Source organism: Phocaeicola acetigenes, assembly GCF_027529745.1.
In the GTDB taxonomy this organism is placed as follows: domain Bacteria; phylum Bacteroidota; class Bacteroidia; order Bacteroidales; family Bacteroidaceae; genus Phocaeicola; species Phocaeicola acetigenes.
The window spans coordinates 145838-165898 of sequence record NZ_JAPZVM010000003.1; the positions used below are offsets into that span (position 1 = coordinate 145838).

Here is a 20061-nt window from a genome sequence, read left to right on the forward strand (position 1 = left end):
AATACCTAAAAACAATGAGAACAAAAATTATTTTTCTTTTGCTGATATTCATAAGCATTGAATTAACCTTATCGGCACAAACAAACAATCGCATCAACATCGAGTTCAAGGATGAAGCCTTATCTACCGCGCTGAAGAAACTCGAAAAAATTTCGGGTTATCACATCCTTTTTACATATAGTGACATACAGTCCTATCGGGTGACCGCATCAATTAAAGAAGACGACATTACCCGAGCCGTAGAAAAAATATTAGAAAACAAGCCTCTTACTTATACACATAAAGGAGAGAAGTATATCATTATTTTACCCCAACATACCCACAGAAAAGCTACGGCCATTTATGGTACGGTAATTGATGAAAGAAATCGGCCCATGCCATATTGCAATGTCTTATTATTGACACCCGATTCTACATTCGTAAACGGATGTGTGACCCAAGAAGATGGAACATTTTCAATGTCGGGAGAAGCAGACAAGCCTTATCTGCTGAAAATCTCTTACATAGGATATACTACAGCTATACAGGCTGTGCATACGAAGAATATAGTACAGCTCTCTCCCGACACACAGATTCTGGAAGGGGTTACGGTGACGGCACAACGTCCTTTGATAGAGACACAACCCAACGGACTAAAGGTTAATGTTTCCGGAACATCACTTGCTCAAATGGGTACAGCCAATGAAATGCTGACACACCTTCCTTTTGTTACCAGCAAAAACGGAAACATATCCGTATTGAATGGGGGAAGTCCTGAAATTTATATCAACAATAGAAAAGTATACGATTCCAGTGAACTCGACCGCCTTCGTGCCACGGAAATTCTTTCAGCCGAAGTAATTACCACCCCAGGAGCTGAATATGATGCAGATGTAACTGCCGTTATTCGTATCCGTACCATCAAACAACGTGGAGAAGGATGGAGTGGTAGCGTCAATTTGGGATACGACCAGGGACGATGGGGAAGAGCCAACCAACAAATCGCCTTAAACTACCGGGTAAAAGGGCTGGACATCTTCGTAAACGGATATATTGACGAAAACAACTCATACGGCCAGACCACAGCTGTCATCCAAACAAACGGTAAAAATCAGTGGACAACAATAGCCAATGATACACAGACATCCAAAAGTAAAAATTTATCAATCGAAACCGGATTCAATTATGAAATAAACGAACACCACTCTTTGGGTATGAGATATACTCCTAACAGCAGTTTGGGAACAATCCATCAACAATCGTGGGGCGAAACCACTACATTCTGTAATGGAAACGAAACAGAGCACTCCGAATTTGAACAGCACTCTGAAGTTAAAAATGGAATCAATCATGCCATCAACACTTATTATGTAGGTGAAATAGGGAAATGGACTGTTGATTTTAATGCCGATTATCTGAACAGTAAAATGAATAACCACCAAAATGCAATGGATGGCAACAGTAAGGATATCAGCAGTACCTCCAATTCAGAGAGTAAACTTTATGCGGTTAAACTGCAGGCAAAAGTAACCTTAGGAAAAGGAGAGTTTGTCCTCGGATCGGAGGGAACATTAACAGAACGTAATGCGATTTTCACCCAAAACGGATTTTCTGAAGATGCAGATAACTTTATCCGTCAAAAAGCCATAAGCGCATTTACGGGCTATTCCGTTACGTTAGGAAAATGGAAAGCGATGGCTGGTTTACGGTACGAGCATCGTAAAACCGACTATTATGACAATGGTATATACCAAAGCGAACAAAGTCCGACTTATAATGAGCTTATTCCTACGGCAACCATAAACTGGAATCATCAAGATGTCAGCTTTGCCCTTGCCTACAAGATGCTGAGAGGAAATCCTTCTTACCAGATGCTGACCAACACCATCAGCTATCGGACACAATACTCCTATACTACAGGAAATCCTCGATTAGAGCCAAGCCAAACGAATATTCTGTCACTTAATGCATCCTATAAGTGGTTATTTGCCAATATCCAATATATTCGTGCAAAAAACAGCTTAGCCAATATCACCATGCCTTATAACGATGATACACACCCAGGTGTATTATTATTCTCTTCCGCGAATCTTGCCACTTATAATGGTTATTCGCTCAATCTTACAGCCTCCCCTAAAATCGGTATTTGGCAACCACAGTTCAGTGCATCAGCCCAGCTTTCCGCTCCCGATGGGCGAAATTTAGGAATTGAAGTGTATCACAAACAACCTCTCTTTGCTTTTGGCTGGGATAATAGCTTCAACTTACCCCACGGATGGTTTCTAAATCTACAAGCCAATCTACATACCGGCGGTCGCATGGGATTCTTTGTAGCTCATACAGAAGGACAAATTAACGCCCGACTCAGCAAATCCATGCTAAAAGACAATTCACTTACCTTAGCTCTTATAGCCAACGATATCCTCCGAACGGGCTATTACCACTTCAATGTATATGGAATAGACTCGTACAACGGGAATCGTATCTATCGGGACTGGCAACGTATCGGAATTCAGTTCTCATACAAATTCAATGCCACCAAGAGCAAATACAAAGGAACTGGTGCCGGTCAGGATGAAAAGAACCGTCTGTAATTTTTCCATAAATAAAGGTTGTCTGTCAATGGTATAAATCTGTCCATGGATAGACAACCTTTTTGTTCTCATCTTCCTGATAAATATAGTATGTTCATAAAGCAGTCACCTCATGCTAATTACATAAAAAATTATATCTTTGCAGAAATAATTGGTTTATCAAGATGGTAACATTGAAAGAATTTTTCTCATTTAAGAACAACCGGTTCTTCTGGTTGAACATAATAGCCATGATTGTCGTACTGATTGGCTGTATTTGGGGTACATTGACCTGGCTGGATATATACACTCACCATGGTCAGTCACACATCGTACCCGATGTAAAAAGCCAACACATTGCTCAGGCAAAGGCACTGTTGGAGAGCAAGCAGATGAAAGCTGTAGTAATTGACTCCAACTTTGTAAAAGGACTTCCTGCCGGCATAGTACTCGACCAGACTCCTATAGGAGGGGCAAGAGTAAAAGAAAACAGAACGATTTATCTTACAATTAATACACTTGAAGTTCCTAAAGTAAAACTTCCCGACCTTATCGACAATAGTTCGGTGCGTCAGGCAGCAGCAAAGCTAAAAGCGATGGGCTTCAAACTGACAGAACCGGAGTTCGTTCCCGGAGAACAGGATTGGGTATATGGCATCAAATACAGAGGACGTCAGCTCCGTTCGGGAGAAAGCGTACCTCATGAAGCATTGCTCACCCTTTGCATAGGTAGCACTGCCATGCAAGATTCACTTCGTGTTGACTCTATCGGTATGAATACACAGAAAATTCCGACAGAAAACGAAGCGGAAGTAGACGACTCATGGTTTTAAAATCTATCAGATTCATGGCAGAAGATTATATTGATGATGAATTGGAGGATTCACTGGAAGACATAGAACCAGTAAACGAATCTCCTGAACTATATGAACATTTCCGTACGGTAGTAGACAAGGGTCAGACTCCCGTACGTATCGATAAATACCTTTTCGAACGCATTGTCAATGCATCGCGCAACCGTATACAAACGGCAGCCGACAATGGTTTTGTGATGGCCAACGGCAAGCCTGTAAAAAGCAGCTATAAAGTAAAGCCGCTGGATGTACTGACCGTGATGATGGATCGTCCGCGTTACGAAAATGATATCATTCCCGAAGACATTCCATTAGACATTGTATATGAAGACGACGACCTGATGGTTATCAACAAGCCTGCAGGTTTAGTCGTTCATCCGGGATGCGGTAACTATCATGGTACATTGGTCAATGCCATCGCATGGCATTTGCGTAACGTGCCCACCTACGATCCTAACGATCCTCAAGTAGGACTGGTACATCGTATCGATAAAGATACTTCCGGACTATTGGTCGTAGCCAAGACTCCGGATGCAAAAACGAGCCTAGGCCTTCAGTTCTACAACAAGACTACCAAGCGGGAGTATAACGCACTGGTATGGGGAATTGTAGAGCAGGATGAAGGTACCGTTACCGGCAACATCGGCCGTAATCCTAAAGACCGCATGCAGATGGCTGTCATGACCGACCCTACACAGGGTAAACATGCAGTTACTCATTATCAGGTATTGGAGCGACTGGGGTATGTCACACTAGTGAAATGCGTACTCGAGACCGGACGTACACATCAGATTCGTGTTCATATGAAACACATTGGCCATGTGCTGTTTAACGATGAACGCTATGGCGGACATGAAATTCTGAAAGGTACTCACTTCAGCAAATATAAACAATTCGTAAACAACTGCTTCGATATCTGTCCGAGACAGGCTTTACATGCCAAGACACTGGGATTTGTGCATCCACGCACCGGAAAGGAAATGTTCTTCACTTCCGAACTTCCCGAAGACATGACTACCCTATTGGACAAATGGAGAACCTATATTAGCAACAGAGAATCAATATGAAACGTATTATTGCAATTGTAGCCGGAGGCGACTCTTCAGAACATGGAGTATCCATGCGCAGCGCCGAAGGTATCTACTCTTTTATTGACAAAGATAAATATGACCTTTACATTGTAGAGTTGACTAAACAGAAATGGGAAGCAATTCTTCCTGACGGTGCTCGCTCTGCAATCGACAAGAATGACTTCAGCTTCACTGATCAGGGAAAGAAAATCATTCCCGATTTTGCATACATCACAATCCATGGTACTCCGGGTGAAAACGGAATCTTGCAGGGTTACTTTGAACTGATTGGTATCCCCTACTCTACTTGCGATGTACTGATTTCAGCTCTTACTTTCAGCAAATTTACACTGAACCAGTATCTGAAAGGATTCGGTGTTCGCGTAGCGGAATCCATGTTGGTCAACAAACGTCATGGTATCAGCGACGAGGAAGTCATTGAAAAGATTGGTTTGCCTTGCTTTATCAAACCCAATGCCAGTGGCTCCAGCTTCGGTGTGACCAAAGTAAAAACTCAGGAACAGATTCAGCCGGCTTTACAGGCAGCCTTTGCAGAATCGGACGATGTGATGATTGAAGCTCTGATGGACGGTATCGAACTGGCTAACGGATGTTACAAGACTCGCAATAAATCGGTGGTATTTCCTATCACAGAAGTAGTTCCAAAGAATGACTTTTTCGACTATAATGCCAAATACAATGGCGAAGTAACTGAAATCACTCCTGCCCGTCTCAGTCCGGAACTGACTGCACGTGTGCAACAACTTACTTCTGCCATCTACGATATTTTAGGTTGTAAAGGCATTGTACGTGTAGACTACATCATCACTGAAGGAGAGAAGATTAACATGCTGGAAATCAACACGACTCCGGGAATGACTGCTACCAGCTTCATTCCGCAGCAGGTACGTGCGGCAGGACTCGACATCAAGGAAGTGATGACCGACATTATAGAAGATCATTTTATTGCAGAAAAATAAAAAATCCGTATCTTTGGAATACGTATAAACGTCGTAAAATTTATTATTATGAATATACCTGCCGAGTTTGACGAGATTCGTCCTTACAGCCCTGAAGAGCTGCCGCAAATATTCAAGGAACTGACAGAAGATCCTGCATTCCAGCAAGTATTGGCTTTCATTATGCCGGGAGTATCCATAGAGATGTTCAAGCTGCAGTTGCAGCAATGCAAAACCAATCTCGACTTTCAGAAAGCATTCTGCTACAAATTCCTACACGACCTTATTGCCAAACGTACTGACGGATTTGATATGGACTGTACAGCTTTGACAGACAAAACCAAGAACTATACATTCATATCCAACCACCGCGATATCGTACTCGACTCAGGACTTCTTTCGGTCGGGCTCCTCGACAATCAGTTCCCCACAACCGTAGAAATTGCCATCGGTGACAATCTGCTTATCTACGACTGGATCAAGAAACTGGTACGCGTAAACAAAGCTTTTATCGTACAGCGTGCATTGACCATGCGCCAAATGCTCGAATCATCGGCACGTATGTCGCGCTATATTCACTTTGCGGTTACACAAAAGCACGAAAATATCTGGATCGCACAGCGTGAAGGACGAGCTAAAGACTCAAACGACCGTACCCAGGACAGTGTATTGAAAATGTTGGCTATGGGTGGCGAAGGTGATATCATCGACCGTCTTCAGGAACTGAATATTGTCCCGCTGGCATTATCGTACGAATACGACCCATGCGATTATCTGAAAGCACAGGAAATGCAACAGAAACGGGATATTGAAGGTTTCAAAAAGAGCAAGCAAGACGATTTGAACAACATGCAGACAGGTATCATGGGATACAAGGGACGTGTCCACTTCCAGGCAGCATCGTGTATCAATAGCGAATTGGAAGCTCTTCGCGGATTGCCCAAAACAGAGGTGTTTACAAAAGTATCCGAACTGATAGACCTGCACATACATCGTAACTACCGCTTATATGCGGGTAATTATGTGGCACATGATCTGTTGACTGCTACCAACCGATTTGCAGACCGCTACACAGCAGAAGAGAAAGTACACTTCGAAAACTACCTGCAGCAAAGAATTGAATTGGTCAACCTGCCGGAAAAAGATGAAGCATTCCTTCGTCAATGCCTGCTCACCATGTATGCTAATCCGGTTATCAATCACCAGAAAGCCCTCGAAGCATGAAGTTATTGACCCGATTTTCCTTTCTTCTTCTCTGCATGAGCCTGTTTGGAGCATGCAAAGAAGAAGAGTATGTATACCCCGATGTGATAACCGAGTTTATCGGTGCAGCAACTGATGAAAACGGTACGCTTACCCGTTTGGTAGCCGATAATGGAGAAGAATATCGGATACAAGCAAGAAGTGGTTTGGACGGCTTGAAGAAGGATACGCTGTACCGCACAATATCCATTTATCAACCTCTGGAAAACCAGACCGTACAACTGTATTCCAGCGAACTGGTTCTTTCAATGATTCCAGTCAGTGCCAAGCAGATAATCGGTGATATCAAAACCGACCCGGTAGACATTGAACGCATGTGGTTATCGGGTAAGTATCTGAATATGGTATTGCTGGCAAAGGTAAAAGAAGAAAGCCACAGTTATCATTTTATCGACCAGGGGATACAGAAAGAAGCAGATGGTACACAGACCCTTCATCTCCAACTCTATCACAACCGGAACAACGACTACGAAGCTTTTACGCGTAAAGTATACTTGTCTGTTCCGTTATGGGCTTACGATGGAAAGCTGAAACAAGGAGACAAAATTGTATTTCATATTTCCACATACGAGGAAGGAGATACACAAAGAGAATTTATCTACTAATTTATTAACAACTGTTCATTTCCTATTTCAGATATGATAAAGACACTCTATTTCATGTTCTTCGTCTGCGCTTTTGCACTCGGACTCATCGCATGCAACAGCAAGGCAAAAGATAATTTCAAGAATCTTTCTGCCGATGAATTCGAACGTCTGATACAAGACGATGACATACAAGTAGTAGACGTACGGACAGTAGCCGAATACAGTAAAGGACATCTTGCCGGAAGTATCAACATCAATGTACTAGATGATAATTTTCCGGAGGTCGCAGACGATTTATTGGAAAAAGACCGTCCTGTAGCCGTATATTGCCGTAGCGGTAAACGCAGCCGGAATGCTGCACGCATTTTGGACAAGAAAGGCTTTAAGGTATACAACATGGACAAGGGATTTGAAAACTGGAAAGAACTGGGTAAAGACATCGCATACTAACCCTATATTATATACAATAAGGAAAGTACAATTTCTTTATATCATCAGTTTTCCCCTTCACACCAATTGCAGCATACTATAGCTTGTATATTGAAATACAAAGACAGATTGAATCTGTCTTTTTTTATTTTCTACGCATCTGTCCCAAAGAAAGAAAACGTACAAAAAGGACCGAATCGCAATACCAGAATCGGCACAAACAGAAGAACAGAAAAAGCGAAAGAATGAACTCTTGTGATTAAGCTTGGTTCATACTTTCGCTTTATAGAGACTCCCCGTTTCACTCATGAATGCAGGGAAACAAAATAAAATCAGCAATTAAAGATTTTCCAGCATGCGCTTCAACACTACGGTAGCAGAAATCTCACGGTTAGCTGCTTCCGGAATAACCAATGAAGTAGGCGCTTCGATTACTTCGTCTGTCACAATCATATTACGGCGCACAGGCAGACAGTGCATAAAGTACGCATTGTTGGTTACTGCCATATGCGCAGCATCTACAGTCCAACTCATATCCTTACACAGAATCTTACCATAGTCTTCCGGATTGGTTACTCCCGGACACGCCCAGTTCTTGGCATAAATGAAGTCAGCTCCTTCAAAAGCTTTCATCTGGTCGTATTCCACCTTAGCTCCACGCACAAATTTCGGATCCAACTCATAACCATGAGGATGCGTAATGACAAAATCCACATCAGCCTCGTTCATGAAGTCGGCAAACGAGTTAGGTACAGCCTGCGGCAATGCACGCGGATGCGGTGCCCAAGTCAATACAACTTTAGGACGTTCCTTCTTCTTATATTCTTCGATGGTAATCAGGTCGGCAAAAGCCTGCAGAGGATGTCCTGTAGCTGCCTCCATAGAGAATACCGGCTTACCCGAATACTGGATGAACTGATTCAATATTTTTTCTGTATAATCATCTTCACGGTTCTGAAACTGTGCAAACGAACGTACTCCGATAATATCGCAATACGAAGCCATCACCGGAATAGCCTCCAACAAGTGTTCACTCTTGTCACCATCCATCACTACCCCACGTTCAGTTTCCAGTTTCCATGCACCCTGATTTACATCCAGCACAATGACATCCATACCCAGATTACGGGCAGCTTTCTGTGTACTAAGTCGGGTACGCAAACTGTTGTTAAAGAATATCAGCAAGCAAGTACGATGCTTACCCAATGTTTCATATTTATAACGGTCATTCTTTATTTCGAATGCTTCGGCCAGAGCGGTCTTCAAATCTCCTAAATCAAATACGTTCGTGTAAGTTTTCATAGGAATAATGTATATTAATTAATTTAGCGCAGCAAATATACTATAAAAATACAATATATCGTTATTTTTACAGCTTTTAATGAAAGAATATTACGGACGGATTTGTCCATCACCCTCAATCAGCCATTTATAAGTTGTAATTTCCCTCAATCCCATCGGTCCGCGAGCATGCAACTTCTGTGTACTGATTCCAATCTCAGCACCAAGGCCAAACTGCGCTCCGTCTGTAAATGAGGTCGGTGCATTGACATATACACAAGCTGCATCAACCTGTCGGCAAAACAAATCGGAAGCTTGTTTATCTTCTGTCACAATACACTCACTATGTCCAGAGCCATATGCATAAATATGCGATACAGCTTCTTCTATATTTCTTACTGTCTTTATCGCCATCTTGTAATCCAGAAACTCTGTTCCATATACCTCCGGCAAAGCCTGTACAAGTAAAGAAGCAGGATAATGCCCACATAAAGCTCCATAAGCTGCTTCATCGGCATAAATTGTCACCTTGCTTTCCTGCAAGGGTGCACACAACTGCGCCAAATCATTGATACGCGATTCATGCACCAACAGACAGTCTAATGCATTACATACACTGACGCGCCGGGTCTTGGCATTATTCACAATACGAATACCTTTTTCCAGGTTTCCCGATGCATCGAAATACGTATGACACACACCCGCACCGGTTTCAATGACAGGTACCGTTGCATTCTGGCGGACATAATCTATCAGTCCACTACTTCCACGGGGAATAATCAAGTCTACCCACCCGTTGGCATGAAGCAACTCTTCCGCCGCTTCCCTTCCCGGAGGAAGTAAAGTAACCAAACGGGTATCTGCACCCAAGTCAGCCAGCACCTTATGCAAGAGATCCACAATAGCCCGATTCGATTCTGCCGCATCGCTTCCCCCTTTCAGCACACAGGCACTTCCACTTTTCAAGCACAAGGAAAACACATCGAAAGTAACATTAGGACGTGCTTCGTAAATTATGCCAATTACGCCAAAAGGAACCGACACTTTCTTCAATCGCAGTCCGTTGGGACGTACGCTCTCCTCCAACACCTGATTTAAAGGCGATGGCAGTGCAGCCACATTTCTGATATCCGACGCAATATCCAGCAAGCGCTGCTCTGTCAACCGAAGACGGTCGTACTTCGGGTTATCAGGATTCATCCGGGACAAATCGGTTTCATTTGCTTCTAGAATACGATTCATATAATGGGGTATAGCTTCTGCAACAGCCATCAATATTGCATTAATCTGTTTCTCTTCCAGCAAAGCCAATGTACGTGAAGCCAGACGCACAGCTTTCCAATCCTCAATCCTCATATTATTACTTTTTCACATGTTAGCAGAACACAAAAGTATCATTATTTCTGTTATCTTCTCTTTTTCCCGACAAATTATCTTGATATTCAGATTTTTTAATTATCTTTGAAATACAACGAAGAGTGTAAAAAACTGATTTATTAACCTAAAACAAACAGACTATGGGAGCTAAGATGTATGGTTCATTAGTAGAGGTTTTCCGAGGTAGTCTTTGGGAAGCCGAATTGGTTAAAGGCTTGCTTAACGCAGCGGGTGTAGATGCCATGATCAAAGACGAGACATTGTCTGCGGTCACTTCTCCTTATTCCAATACAGGAGGAAAAGTACTTGTAATGGTTAATAAGGAAGAAGAAGTATTTGCAAGAAAAGTGGTAGCAGAAAGAAAAGTATGAGAAAAAAGGGATTTGCAGCATTTGCCGCCTTATCTTTTATCGCATTCCAGCTGAGTGCACAGGATTTAAAACCGACTCAATGGAAGGCTTATGGGGTATCGTTTAAAGCTCCGTCCGACATCAGCATAGAGGATGATTCGGAAGAAGGTTATATTGTATACAACGATACATATTATATTACCGTTCAAATGCTGGACGGAGAAGGTATCAAACAGTCGGAACTGGCTACAGAGTTGAAAAACATCGCAACCGACGATGAAGTGACAGAACAGACTCCTGTAAAGACATTCGAACTGCCGCATTTTTACGGTGTACAGTTGCAGGGAAAATGTGAAACAGACCGATGTATATACAGCTATCTGCTGGCTCGTGACGGAGGAAGCGGATTTTATGTATCCATTGTATATAAACAGGAGAACGATCCTAATCCGGAGCGTATATTGAAAAGTTTTGCACTGGAAGATTAAAGGTAAGGTAAAAACAATCCGATATATATAATAGCCTTGTAAGAGTATTCTCTCGCAAGGCTATTATATATATCGGATTGTCCTTTTCTGCAAAATCCCAAAAGAAAACGAGCTTTTTTAAAAATATCCTTAACAAGTTCTTCGGATACCAAGGTTTATGCGTACCTTCGGAAAAGATAAAACAACATACACTATGAAAATAACCCATTTTATACATACAAGCATCTTCAATTTATTTCTTTGCAGTTTTTCTTTTCTCAGTACGGCATGCGCTTCTGCGCAAGAGGCATCCCCTGTCAATACATATCATTATAGCTGCATAGAAGTTCCAAAAAGTATTGTTTTCTGTGATGAAACCATCGACCTGACGCGATACGATCGCAGAGAGCGGATGGACAGAGAACTTCTGGCCTTTACTTATATGCATAGTACCTCCATACAGATGATAAAACGGGCCAACCGCTACTTCCCCATTGTAGAGCCTATCTTAAAGGCAAATGGGATTCCTGATGATTTCAAATATCTGATGGCGATAGAGAGCAGTTTAAACCCACTGGCACGTTCCGGAGCAGGCGCAGCAGGACTGTGGCAGTTTATGCCGGCTACAGCCAAAGAGTTCGGACTAGAGGTAGCCCATACGGTGGACGAACGATATCATGTGGAGAAATCAACAGAGGCAGCCTGCAAATACTTAAAACAAGCCTACAAGCGTTTCGGCAACTGGATAAACGTAGCAGCATCTTATAATGCCGGACAAGGACGCATTTCCCAGCAACTGGAAAAGCAGTTCGAAGAAAATTCACTCGACTTACAGCTTGTAGAGGAAACATCTCGCTATGTATATCGCATTTTTGCTGCAAAAATCATGTTCAGCAACCCACAGCAATTTGGATTTTACCTGAAAGCATCCGACTTGTATCCAATCATTCCTTATAGAGAAATAAAAGTGACAGAAGATATTGATAACCTTGCACGCTTTGCCAAAGGAAGAGGAATCAATTACGTACTGCTCCGCAATATGAATCCCTGGTTAAGAAGCAGTGAACTCCATGTACACGGAAACAAAGCTTACTATCTCCGAATACCGGATGAAGAAGGAATGCACTACAATCCACGCATCATTATTCCATACGATAAACGCTGGGTGGTAGAATAATCAGGCATATATTATGTGGCAAGAATAGAAGGGCTACGATAAGTGTAGAAGGATTTAATCGCCGTCGCCGATTGCAGAGTTGTCGTCGTTGGCTGTATAATCAACGCTGACGATTGTACAGCCGACGTCGTCGACTGAAGTTCGCGAATAAAATTATGAACATACAACTATGATAATAAATGCCTCTTCCTACAGATAATCGGGATGAGACCAATCACACACTCAAAGGAAATTCCAATTATTCCCTCTGAAATAAAAAGACAAAGGCCATCTCAAAATGAATTTGAGATGGCCTCTTCCTTTATCTTACAGAATAAATCAGATTATTCAGCACGCAAAGTGAAACGTTTGAATTCTATGATAGCCAATTCTGGATCAGCAGCTTTCAATACTTCTGAAACTGTCTTCTTCGGATCCATGATGCTTTCCTGGTTCAACAGACAAACTTCTTTCAAGAATTTGCCCAAACGACCTTTAGCAATGTTTTCGATCATAGCCTGAGGCAAGTTAGCAGCTTTTTCTGCAGCAACAGTTTCTTTGATTTCTTTAGCTTTAGCTACATCTTCAGCAGTAATCCATCCCTTAGCCATGTTGCTTTCCATGTGCTCTTCGCTGTCTACGTGAGCCGGGTTGATACCAGCTTTCTTCAAAGCAGCTTCTACAGCTTTCTGTACCTGTTCTGCTTTAGTCTTTTCAACAGCAACCTTGATTTCTTCTTCTTTTACTGATTCAGGAACACCTGCTTCGTCGATAGCAATCGGGTTCATTGCAGCAATCTGCATACAGATTTCGTGAGCAACTTTTTCATCACAAACCTTGTTGAAAGAAACGATTGTACAGAGCTGGTTCTTGTTCATGTGGTTGTAAACAGCTGTGCAAGCACCTGAAACGAAGTTATAACCATCCAATTCAGTCTTTTCACCAGTGATACCACTACGTTCTACAATAGCGTCAGCAACTGTACCGCTACCCATCGGAAGAGCCTTCACTTCATCCAAAGTCTGACATTTGTTTGCGATAGCAGCATCCAGGATAGCCTGAGTCAAAGCAACGAAGTCAGCATTCTTAGCAACGAAGTCAGTTTCGCACTTCAAAGCAATCATTGCAGCATAGTCGCCAGTTGATTTTGCCAATACACAACCTTCTGAAGTTTCACGGTCAGAACGTTTTGCAGCAACAGCCTGTCCTTTCTTACGGATAATTTCTACTGCCTTGTCGAAATCGCCTTCAGATTCTGTCAAAGCGTTTTTACAGTCCATCATACCAGCTCCAGTCATTTTACGAAGCTTGGTGATATCAGCCATACTTACAGCCATAGTAATTTCTTTTTTATTGAGTTAATAAATCTATTTAAAGCAAAAGAGAGCTGAGAACAGAGAGTTGAGAATCGCTTTATTATAGTAACTCTCAACTTTCAACTCTCAACTCTCCACTTAAAGTATATTAAGCTTCTTCGTCTTTACCGATGAAAGCGGCAGCTTTAGCAGCATTGATTGCGTCTTCTTCAGCTTTATCCATGCGTGCTTTGGTAGTTTTTTTCTTAGCAGCTTTCGGTGCGTTTTCACCAGCAGCTTCCATATCTACCTTTTCAGCTTTTCTTTCTTCCAAACCTTCTGCCATAGCAGCGCAGCAAGCATCCAAGATAACTTCTACAGACTTAGTAGCGTCGTCGTTAGCTGGGATTACGAAATCTACGTTTGAAGGATCTGAGTTTGTATCAACGATAGCAAATACAGGAATACCCAAACGGTTAGCTTCGCGAACTGCGATGTTTTCTTTCAATACGTCGATAACGAACAATGCAGATGGCAAACGAGTCAAATCAGCGATAGAACCCAAGTTCTTTTCCAACTTAGCACGCTGACGAGAAATCTGCAGAACTTCTCTCTTAGACAAGTTAGAGTAAGTACCATCGTTAGTCAACTTATCGATAGTAGCCATTTTCTTGATAGCCTTACGGATAGTCGGGAAGTTAGTCAACATACCACCCGGCCAGCGTTCGATAACATAAGGCATGTTTACAGAAGCAGCTTTTTCAGCTACTACCTGTTTAGCTTGTTTCTTAGTAGCGACAAACAGGACTTTCTTTCCTGATTTAGCGATTTGTTTCAAAGCTTCAGCAGCTTCTTCTACTTTTACAACGGTTTTGTTCAAGTCGATGATGTGAATACCGTTGCGTTCCATGAAAATATAAGGAGCCATTGCAGGGTTCCACTTTCTCTTCAAATGTCCGAAGTGGCAACCAGCCTCCAATAATGTATCAAAATTTACTCTTGACATTGTTTTAATCTTTAAATCGTTTACTTTCTTTTTTGTTAATTAAACCAACTATCGGGTAGTTTCTCCACAAACCCTTGTAAGGAAAATCCCGATGGTTTAGATACTAAACGCTTTCATTTAAGTTTTTGAGTTTCTAAGTTTTCTGAGTTAGTCATAAGTGTATACAAACCGATTACTTGCAACAAACTTATCAACTTACAAACTAATAAACTCAAAAGCTTAACGTTTACTGAACTGGAATCTTCTACGTGCTTTAGGACGTCCTGGTTTCTTACGTTCAACTTCACGAGGATCGCGAGTCATGAAACCTTCAGCACGAAGAGTTTTCTTATCTTCCGGGTTGATTTTAACCAGTGCACGAGCAATTGCCAAACGCAAAGCCTGAGACTGACCAGTGAAACCACCACCGCAAAGATTTACTTTGATATCATATTTTTCAGCCACTTCCAGTTTATTCAACGGCTGTTTTACTACATACTGCAGAATAGTTGATGGAAAGTACTGTGCAAGGTCTCTCTTGTTAATAGTAATCTTTCCTGTACCTTCGCTTACGAAAACGCGTGCGATAGCGCTTTTACGTCTACCTAATGCATTTACTACTTCCATTCTTTATTATTTAAGTGTGTTAATATCAATTACTTTCGGAGTCTGAGCTTCGTGTTTGTGTTCAGCACCTTCGTACACATACAAGTTACCCAGCAACTTAGCTCCCAGACGATTCTTAGGAAGCATACCTTTAACTACTTTCTTCATCAATTTTTCAGCGCCATTCGGTTTAGCCATCAAGCGAGCAGGAGTGATTTCACGCTGACCACCTGGATAACCAGTGTAGCTCAGGTAAACTTTATCATTCCACTTATTACCTGTAAATTTCACTTTGTCTGCATTGATGATAATTACGTTATCACCGCAGTCTACATGAGGGGTGAAGTTTGGTTTGTACTTACCTCTCAACAACTTTGCAACTTTAGCACCGAGACGGCCTACAACCTGATCGGTAGCATCAACTACAACCCATTCTTTTGTTGCAGTTTCCTTGTTTGCAGAAATGGTCTTGTAACTTAAAGTATCCACTCTTAAATTCTTTTTTAAATGTTACTACTAAAAAACAATTTCCTCCTACCTCATCCTTCCGGACAATGAAGAACAAGATGCTCAGAATTAAAAATTTATCACTATTTGATAATAATCGGCTTGCAAAGGTACGACTTTTCCTTGAACCCTCAAAGATTTTATATATTTTTTTCTTTCTGCAAATGATTGAGTTTTAACGAATACACAATTTCAGCACAGATTGCAGACACTCTTCTTTCCTAAAGGCGCTCCTCCCTATGTACCAATCTAAAATATCTCATTTCAAATTGCATATTTCACTTTTTTTCCTTATCTTGCTACAAAGATAATTTAACAGATATGTTTGTTACATCTGTGCTTTATCTTAATACAAGGTCATTCCATCACACCATTCTTATAAATGCAATTGCAATTTTAAATACACCGCAGATACAAACAAACCTTAAAATATTTCACCATGCCAAATTACAGTATTTTTATACTTATCTTATTCTTGTTTCTGGCAGTCCTCATCATTGCCATCCTTGACATCATGAAGAATACGAAACTGAGTAATGGTGCCAAAGCGCTATGGATTGCAATAATCCTGCTTTTTCAAATCATAGGAGCAGCCATCTATTATTTATTAGCTCCACGGGACAATCCATCTCATGCATAACCTATCCTCCTTTCCAGCATAAAAAGAGCGAAGTACATTCCCAAGACTTTTGTACTTCGCTCTTTGCTTATTTTATCAACGGATAATGTTCTCCGGATATTCTTCCGGCATTTCTACCCGCTTCCATATTTCATAGCACCATGAATCCACCTGATTCCCATCCTTATCTTGAGCCAGGAAATATTTTATATACATCAAATTTCCATTATCCTCTAATTTAAAGTGAAGCTCATTCTTTTTTCCATCCAATTGAGGAAGATGAATATTCTTTTCAATTGTTTCAGAATACACTTCAGGCGATTCTACCTTATAAGTGCCATAACCTATTATAATAGCCCCCTGCGGCATCATCACCAAATTACAGAAACGTCCGTCGTCGGAAAGAATCTTAAGAGAATTACTTGTTTTTAATTCACCTGGTATATCGGGCGAACTTGAACGATAAAAACACATTTGCCAAACACCATTCAGTGTTACCGGCACTTTTTCCTCAATATCCTGTGCTACTACCGTACTCATTGTACCCAGCAGCATAGCTACCATCAATGATAAGAAATAACGGATTTTCATAATTATATGTATTAGAGTTCATCTGCTAACGGAGCACACACAAATATAACAAAAACATTTTAAAATACGCTGTTTTTCATTAAATTATTAGCAATAAATTCATTTCTCTTTTCAACATATACCCAATCCTCTTTTTCCCGTACAGCCTTCTGTTTTCTCATCCAGAAAATATAAAAGGCGTCTTACCGGCCTTTCAGCCAACAAGACGCCCTAACAGTTTATTCAAAAAAAACGATTATTAGAATTCTGCGTTACGTGGAGTACGTGGGAATGGTATTACATCACGAATATTAGCCATACCTGTTACGAAGAGCAACAAACGTTCAAATCCAAGTCCGAATCCAGAATGAGGACATGAACCGTACTTACGAGTATCCAGATACCACCACATATCTTTCATTGGGATATTCAATTCCTGAATACGAGTCAGCAGTTTGTCATAATCAGCTTCACGTTCAGATCCACCAATGATTTCACCGATTTTCGGAAACAAAACATCCATTGCACGGACAGTCTTACCATCTTCGTTCTGCTTCATATAGAATGCCTTGATTTCCTTCGGATAATCAGTCAGAATAACCGGACGTTTAAAGTGTTCTTCCACCAAATAACGTTCGTGTTCCGAAGCCAAGTCTACACCCCAATATACCGGGAATTCAAACTTATGTCCTTTCGCAACAGCCTCTTCCAAAATCTTGATACCTTCTGTATAAGGCAAGCGTACGAATGATTCTTTCAACACACCCTGCAAACGCTCAATCAAGCCTTTATCAAACATATCATTCAGGAACTTCACATCATCGTAGCAGTTGTCGAGTGCCCACTGCACACAATATTTGATAAATTCCTCAGCCAAATCCATGTTATCATTGATATCATTGAAAGCCACTTCCGGTTCAATCATCCAGAACTCAGCCAAGTGACGCGGTGTATTCGAGTTTTCTGCACGGAATGTAGGGCCAAATGTATAGATAGCGCCCAATGCAGTAGCAGCCAACTCACCTTCAAGCTGTCCAGATACAGTCAAACTTGCCTGTTTGCCGAAGAAGTCGTTGTCGTAAATGATAGAACCGTTTTCATCTTTCTTCAAATCATACAAGTTCATGGTAGTAACCTGGAACATCTGTCCTGCACCTTCACAGTCGGATGCTGTAATCAGCGGAGTATGAAAATAGAAGAATCCGCGTTCGTGGAAGAACTTGTGAATAGCAATCGCCATATTGTGACGGATACGGAACACAGCTCCAAAAGTATTGGTACGAGGACGCAAGTGAGCGATTTCACGAAGGAACTCCATAGAGTGTCCTTTTTTCTGAAGTGGATAAGTATTATCACAAACGCCCAGCACTTCGATCTCACGAGCCTGAATTTCGGCAGCCTGTCCGGCACCTACCGATTCTACCAATTCACCGTTTACACTGATACATGCACCGGTTGTAATCTGTTTCAGCATATCTTCATCAAAGTTAGCCAAATCTACTACCACCTGTACATTATTTATAGTAGAACCATCATTCAGCGCGATAAAGTTTACCTGTTTGCTACCACGACGAGTACGCACCCAACCTTTCACATTGACCATTGCACCGAAATCACGGCATTTCAAAAGGTCTACAATTTTTGTTCTACGAATTGTTTCCATTTGTCTGTTATTTAATGATTGAAATAAAACAACTCCACTACAATCCTCATCGTTACGAACGCCAACGAAGAATCTGCAAAACCAACCAATGATCTACAGACTCTTCGTTACCGTTTTTCAATATAGTGAAATCATTTCATATATTAATAATTATTCAAAAGATCCCATACGAAGCATGTTCACTTCCTGCTCTGTCAGATAACGCCAATCGCCACGGCGCAAGCCCTTCTTAGTAAGTCCGGCAAAATATACGCGGTCCAGTTTAATGACGCGATAACCGAGCGATTCAAAGATACGGCGCACGATACGGTTCTTTCCTGAATGGATTTCGATACCCACCTGAGACTTGTCCGTATCAGAAGCATAACTGATAGCATCTGCATGAATTTCTCCATCATCCAGTGTGATACCCTGCACAATCTGATCCAAATCAGCCTTTGTTACATTCTTATCACAGTATACATGATAGATTTTCTTCTTCAGATATTTAGGATGAGTCAGTTTAGAAGCCAGATCACCATCGTTTGTCAGCAACAGCACACCAGTTGTATTACGGTCCAGACGACCTACCGGATAGATACGTTCCTTGCAGGCACCCTTCACAAAATCCATTACAGTCTTACGTTCCTGTGGGTCATCCGAAGTAGTTACGCAGTCTTTCGGTTTGTTCAGCAACACATACACCTTACGCTCTACGCTTACCGGCTGGTCGTGGAACTTCACCTCATCCGTACGTTTAATCTTAGTACCCAATTCTGTAACTACCACTCCATTTACAGAAACAACTCCTGCTGTAATGAATTCGTCCGCCTCACGACGAGAGCAAATACCAGCATTAGCCAAAAATTTATTCAAACGGATCGGTTCGTTCGGATCAGTCAGAATATCCTTGTACTCAATCTGTTTCTTCATGCTATATTTTGCATTCGGATTGTAATCGGCAGTACGTGGGCGGAAATTACCCTGCTGACGACCATATCCTCCCTGCTGTCCGGGAGCAAAGCGCGGACGCGGCTGACGGTTTCCATAACCCTGCTGTTCGCCACCATTGTTAAAACGCGGACGATAAGCACGCTGTGCCTGGTCACCTCCTTCATTATTATTAAAGCGTGGATTATAAGAACGCTGCGGACGGTTACCATTGTTAAAGCGCGGATTATAAGAAGAACGCTCACCGTTTTCATTATTACCATAAGCCGGACGATTTCCGTAAGAGCGCTGCGGACGATTGTTACCGTAAGAACGCTGCGGACGGTCCTCATTATTATTATTGAAGCGAGGATTATAAGAAGAGCGATAAGGACGATCTCCATTCTCACGATTCGCACCATAAGAACGGCGGCCATAGCTGTTTCCACCTTCACTTCTGTTGTATTTGTTATATCCTTCTCTGTTGTAAGACTTGTAACCATCACGGTTATACTGGGTGTTTTCACCTCCGTCTTGTCTGTTTTCTCTTTCTGGCATCATA

General features: G+C 41.7%; 20 protein-coding genes. 11 read left to right on the forward strand and 9 right to left on the reverse strand.

Annotated features, from left to right (window positions below; translation table 11 throughout):
* Positions 1 to 14 precede the first annotated feature (14 nt).
* The 7 genes from O6P32_RS05180 to O6P32_RS05210 all read left to right on the forward strand — a co-directional run bounded on the left by O6P32_RS05180 (position 15) and on the right by O6P32_RS05210 (position 7735).
* A complete protein-coding gene (locus tag O6P32_RS05180; protein ID WP_269877181.1) occupies positions 15 to 2573 on the forward strand; it encodes an outer membrane beta-barrel protein in 2559 nt (852 codons plus the stop codon).
* A gap of 164 nt (positions 2574 to 2737) precedes the next feature.
* A complete protein-coding gene (locus tag O6P32_RS05185) occupies positions 2738 to 3385 on the forward strand; it encodes a PASTA domain-containing protein (RefSeq protein WP_269877182.1) in 648 nt (215 codons plus the stop codon).
* 14 nt (positions 3386 to 3399) lie between these two features.
* On the forward strand, positions 3400 to 4473 hold the full coding sequence (locus O6P32_RS05190) for an RluA family pseudouridine synthase (RefSeq protein ID WP_269877184.1): 1074 nt from the start codon (positions 3400 to 3402) through the stop codon (positions 4471 to 4473).
* Positions 4470 to 5456: a D-alanine--D-alanine ligase gene (locus tag O6P32_RS05195; RefSeq protein ID WP_269877186.1), complete on the forward strand. Its 987-nt coding sequence runs from the start codon at positions 4470 to 4472 to the stop codon at positions 5454 to 5456. The genes O6P32_RS05190 and O6P32_RS05195 overlap by 4 nt, the downstream gene beginning before the upstream one ends.
* Before the next feature lie 48 nt (positions 5457 to 5504).
* On the forward strand, positions 5505 to 6659 hold the full coding sequence (locus tag O6P32_RS05200; RefSeq protein WP_269877188.1) for an acyltransferase: 1155 nt from the start codon (positions 5505 to 5507) through the stop codon (positions 6657 to 6659).
* Positions 6656 to 7303, forward strand: coding sequence for a NigD1/NigD2 family lipoprotein (locus O6P32_RS05205; protein WP_269877190.1), 648 nt, complete (start codon positions 6656 to 6658; stop codon positions 7301 to 7303). The genes O6P32_RS05200 and O6P32_RS05205 overlap by 4 nt, the downstream gene beginning before the upstream one ends.
* A 33-nt stretch (positions 7304 to 7336) precedes the next feature.
* Positions 7337 to 7735 carry a rhodanese-like domain-containing protein gene (locus O6P32_RS05210; protein WP_178266391.1) on the forward strand — a complete coding sequence of 133 codons (399 nt, stop codon included), beginning with the start codon at positions 7337 to 7339 and terminating at the stop codon, positions 7733 to 7735.
* A gap of 318 nt (positions 7736 to 8053) precedes the next feature.
* Here the strand turns inward: O6P32_RS05210 and O6P32_RS05215 are convergent, their stop codons facing one another.
* Both O6P32_RS05215 and O6P32_RS05220 read right to left on the reverse strand, forming a co-directional pair.
* Positions 8054 to 9016: a Rossmann-fold NAD(P)-binding domain-containing protein gene (locus O6P32_RS05215; RefSeq protein WP_178266390.1), complete on the reverse strand. Its 963-nt coding sequence runs from the start codon at positions 9014 to 9016 to the stop codon at positions 8054 to 8056.
* Positions 9017 to 9106: 90 nt separating this feature from the next.
* Positions 9107 to 10351, reverse strand: a complete 1245-nt coding sequence (locus O6P32_RS05220; RefSeq protein WP_269877192.1) for a glutamate-5-semialdehyde dehydrogenase — start codon at positions 10349 to 10351, stop codon at positions 9107 to 9109.
* Positions 10352 to 10512: 161 nt separating this feature from the next.
* Between O6P32_RS05220 and O6P32_RS05225 the strand changes: the two genes are divergently transcribed.
* From O6P32_RS05225 to O6P32_RS05235, 3 genes are all read left to right on the forward strand, one after another.
* Entirely contained in the window at positions 10513 to 10743 is a 231-nt protein-coding gene (locus O6P32_RS05225; RefSeq protein WP_178266388.1) for a DUF2007-related protein, read from the forward strand.
* Complete coding sequence (locus O6P32_RS05230; RefSeq protein WP_178266387.1) at positions 10740 to 11210, forward strand: amidohydrolase family protein; 471 nt, start codon at positions 10740 to 10742, stop codon at positions 11208 to 11210. The genes O6P32_RS05225 and O6P32_RS05230 overlap by 4 nt, the downstream gene beginning before the upstream one ends.
* A gap of 193 nt (positions 11211 to 11403) precedes the next feature.
* Positions 11404 to 12366: a lytic transglycosylase domain-containing protein gene (locus tag O6P32_RS05235; protein ID WP_269877194.1), complete on the forward strand. Its 963-nt coding sequence runs from the start codon at positions 11404 to 11406 to the stop codon at positions 12364 to 12366.
* A 323-nt stretch (positions 12367 to 12689) separates the two neighbouring features.
* On the opposite strand, the gene tsf is transcribed toward O6P32_RS05235, so the two are convergent.
* The 4 genes from tsf to rplM form a co-directional block, all read right to left on the reverse strand.
* Entirely contained in the window at positions 12690 to 13682 is a 993-nt protein-coding gene (tsf, locus tag O6P32_RS05240) for a translation elongation factor Ts (RefSeq protein WP_269877195.1), read from the reverse strand.
* Positions 13683 to 13809: 127 nt separating this feature from the next.
* Positions 13810 to 14646 carry a 30S ribosomal protein S2 gene (gene rpsB, locus O6P32_RS05245; protein WP_178266384.1) on the reverse strand — a complete coding sequence of 279 codons (837 nt, stop codon included), beginning with the start codon at positions 14644 to 14646 and terminating at the stop codon, positions 13810 to 13812.
* Positions 14647 to 14865: 219 nt separating this feature from the next.
* On the reverse strand, positions 14866 to 15252 hold the full coding sequence (gene rpsI / locus O6P32_RS05250) for a 30S ribosomal protein S9 (RefSeq protein WP_178266383.1): 387 nt from the start codon (positions 15250 to 15252) through the stop codon (positions 14866 to 14868).
* A gap of 6 nt (positions 15253 to 15258) precedes the next feature.
* Positions 15259 to 15720, reverse strand: coding sequence for a 50S ribosomal protein L13 (gene rplM, locus O6P32_RS05255; protein ID WP_154043086.1), 462 nt, complete (start codon positions 15718 to 15720; stop codon positions 15259 to 15261).
* 457 nt (positions 15721 to 16177) lie between these two features.
* Between rplM and O6P32_RS05260 the strand changes: the two genes are divergently transcribed.
* Positions 16178 to 16378, forward strand: a complete 201-nt coding sequence (locus tag O6P32_RS05260) for a PLD nuclease N-terminal domain-containing protein (RefSeq protein ID WP_269877197.1) — start codon at positions 16178 to 16180, stop codon at positions 16376 to 16378.
* Positions 16379 to 16453: 75 nt separating this feature from the next.
* Here the strand turns inward: O6P32_RS05260 and O6P32_RS05265 are convergent, their stop codons facing one another.
* The 3 genes from O6P32_RS05265 to O6P32_RS05275 form a co-directional block, all read right to left on the reverse strand.
* On the reverse strand, positions 16454 to 16948 hold the full coding sequence (locus O6P32_RS05265; protein ID WP_178266381.1) for a DUF4488 domain-containing protein: 495 nt from the start codon (positions 16946 to 16948) through the stop codon (positions 16454 to 16456).
* Positions 16949 to 17186: 238 nt separating this feature from the next.
* A complete protein-coding gene (gene asnS, locus O6P32_RS05270; RefSeq protein WP_269877198.1) occupies positions 17187 to 18590 on the reverse strand; it encodes an asparagine--tRNA ligase in 1404 nt (467 codons plus the stop codon).
* A 150-nt stretch (positions 18591 to 18740) separates the two neighbouring features.
* Positions 18741 to 20060 (reverse strand): pseudouridine synthase, encoded by a 1320-nt coding sequence (locus O6P32_RS05275; protein ID WP_269877199.1) that lies wholly within the window; start codon positions 20058 to 20060, stop codon positions 18741 to 18743.
* Position 20061: the final 1 nt, after the last annotated feature.

What these genes read in the sequence shown, in the direction of transcription:
- O6P32_RS05180 (WP_269877181.1), top strand. Translation starts at nt 15, where the DNA reads ATGAGAACAAAAATTATTTTTCTTTTGCTGATATTCATAAGCATTGAA.
- O6P32_RS05185 (WP_269877182.1), top strand. Translation starts at nt 2,738, where the DNA reads ATGGTAACATTGAAAGAATTTTTCTCATTTAAGAACAACCGGTTCTTC.
- O6P32_RS05190 (WP_269877184.1), top strand. Translation starts at nt 3,400, where the DNA reads ATGGCAGAAGATTATATTGATGATGAATTGGAGGATTCACTGGAAGAC.
- O6P32_RS05195 (WP_269877186.1), top strand. Translation starts at nt 4,470, where the DNA reads ATGAAACGTATTATTGCAATTGTAGCCGGAGGCGACTCTTCAGAACAT.
- O6P32_RS05200 (WP_269877188.1), top strand. Translation starts at nt 5,505, where the DNA reads ATGAATATACCTGCCGAGTTTGACGAGATTCGTCCTTACAGCCCTGAA.
- O6P32_RS05205 (WP_269877190.1), top strand. Translation starts at nt 6,656, where the DNA reads ATGAAGTTATTGACCCGATTTTCCTTTCTTCTTCTCTGCATGAGCCTG.
- O6P32_RS05210 (WP_178266391.1), top strand. Translation starts at nt 7,337, where the DNA reads ATGATAAAGACACTCTATTTCATGTTCTTCGTCTGCGCTTTTGCACTC.
- O6P32_RS05215 (WP_178266390.1), bottom strand. Translation starts at nt 9,016, where the DNA reads ATGAAAACTTACACGAACGTATTTGATTTAGGAGATTTGAAGACCGCT.
- O6P32_RS05220 (WP_269877192.1), bottom strand. Translation starts at nt 10,351, where the DNA reads ATGAGGATTGAGGATTGGAAAGCTGTGCGTCTGGCTTCACGTACATTG.
- O6P32_RS05225 (WP_178266388.1), top strand. Translation starts at nt 10,513, where the DNA reads ATGGGAGCTAAGATGTATGGTTCATTAGTAGAGGTTTTCCGAGGTAGT.
- O6P32_RS05230 (WP_178266387.1), top strand. Translation starts at nt 10,740, where the DNA reads ATGAGAAAAAAGGGATTTGCAGCATTTGCCGCCTTATCTTTTATCGCA.
- O6P32_RS05235 (WP_269877194.1), top strand. Translation starts at nt 11,404, where the DNA reads ATGAAAATAACCCATTTTATACATACAAGCATCTTCAATTTATTTCTT.
- tsf (WP_269877195.1), bottom strand. Translation starts at nt 13,682, where the DNA reads ATGGCTGTAAGTATGGCTGATATCACCAAGCTTCGTAAAATGACTGGA.
- rpsB (WP_178266384.1), bottom strand. Translation starts at nt 14,646, where the DNA reads ATGTCAAGAGTAAATTTTGATACATTATTGGAGGCTGGTTGCCACTTC.
- rpsI (WP_178266383.1), bottom strand. Translation starts at nt 15,252, where the DNA reads ATGGAAGTAGTAAATGCATTAGGTAGACGTAAAAGCGCTATCGCACGC.
- O6P32_RS05260 (WP_269877197.1), top strand. Translation starts at nt 16,178, where the DNA reads ATGCCAAATTACAGTATTTTTATACTTATCTTATTCTTGTTTCTGGCA.
- O6P32_RS05265 (WP_178266381.1), bottom strand. Translation starts at nt 16,948, where the DNA reads ATGAAAATCCGTTATTTCTTATCATTGATGGTAGCTATGCTGCTGGGT.
- asnS (WP_269877198.1), bottom strand. Translation starts at nt 18,590, where the DNA reads ATGGAAACAATTCGTAGAACAAAAATTGTAGACCTTTTGAAATGCCGT.
- O6P32_RS05275 (WP_269877199.1), bottom strand. Translation starts at nt 20,060, where the DNA reads ATGATGCCAGAAAGAGAAAACAGACAAGACGGAGGTGAAAACACCCAG.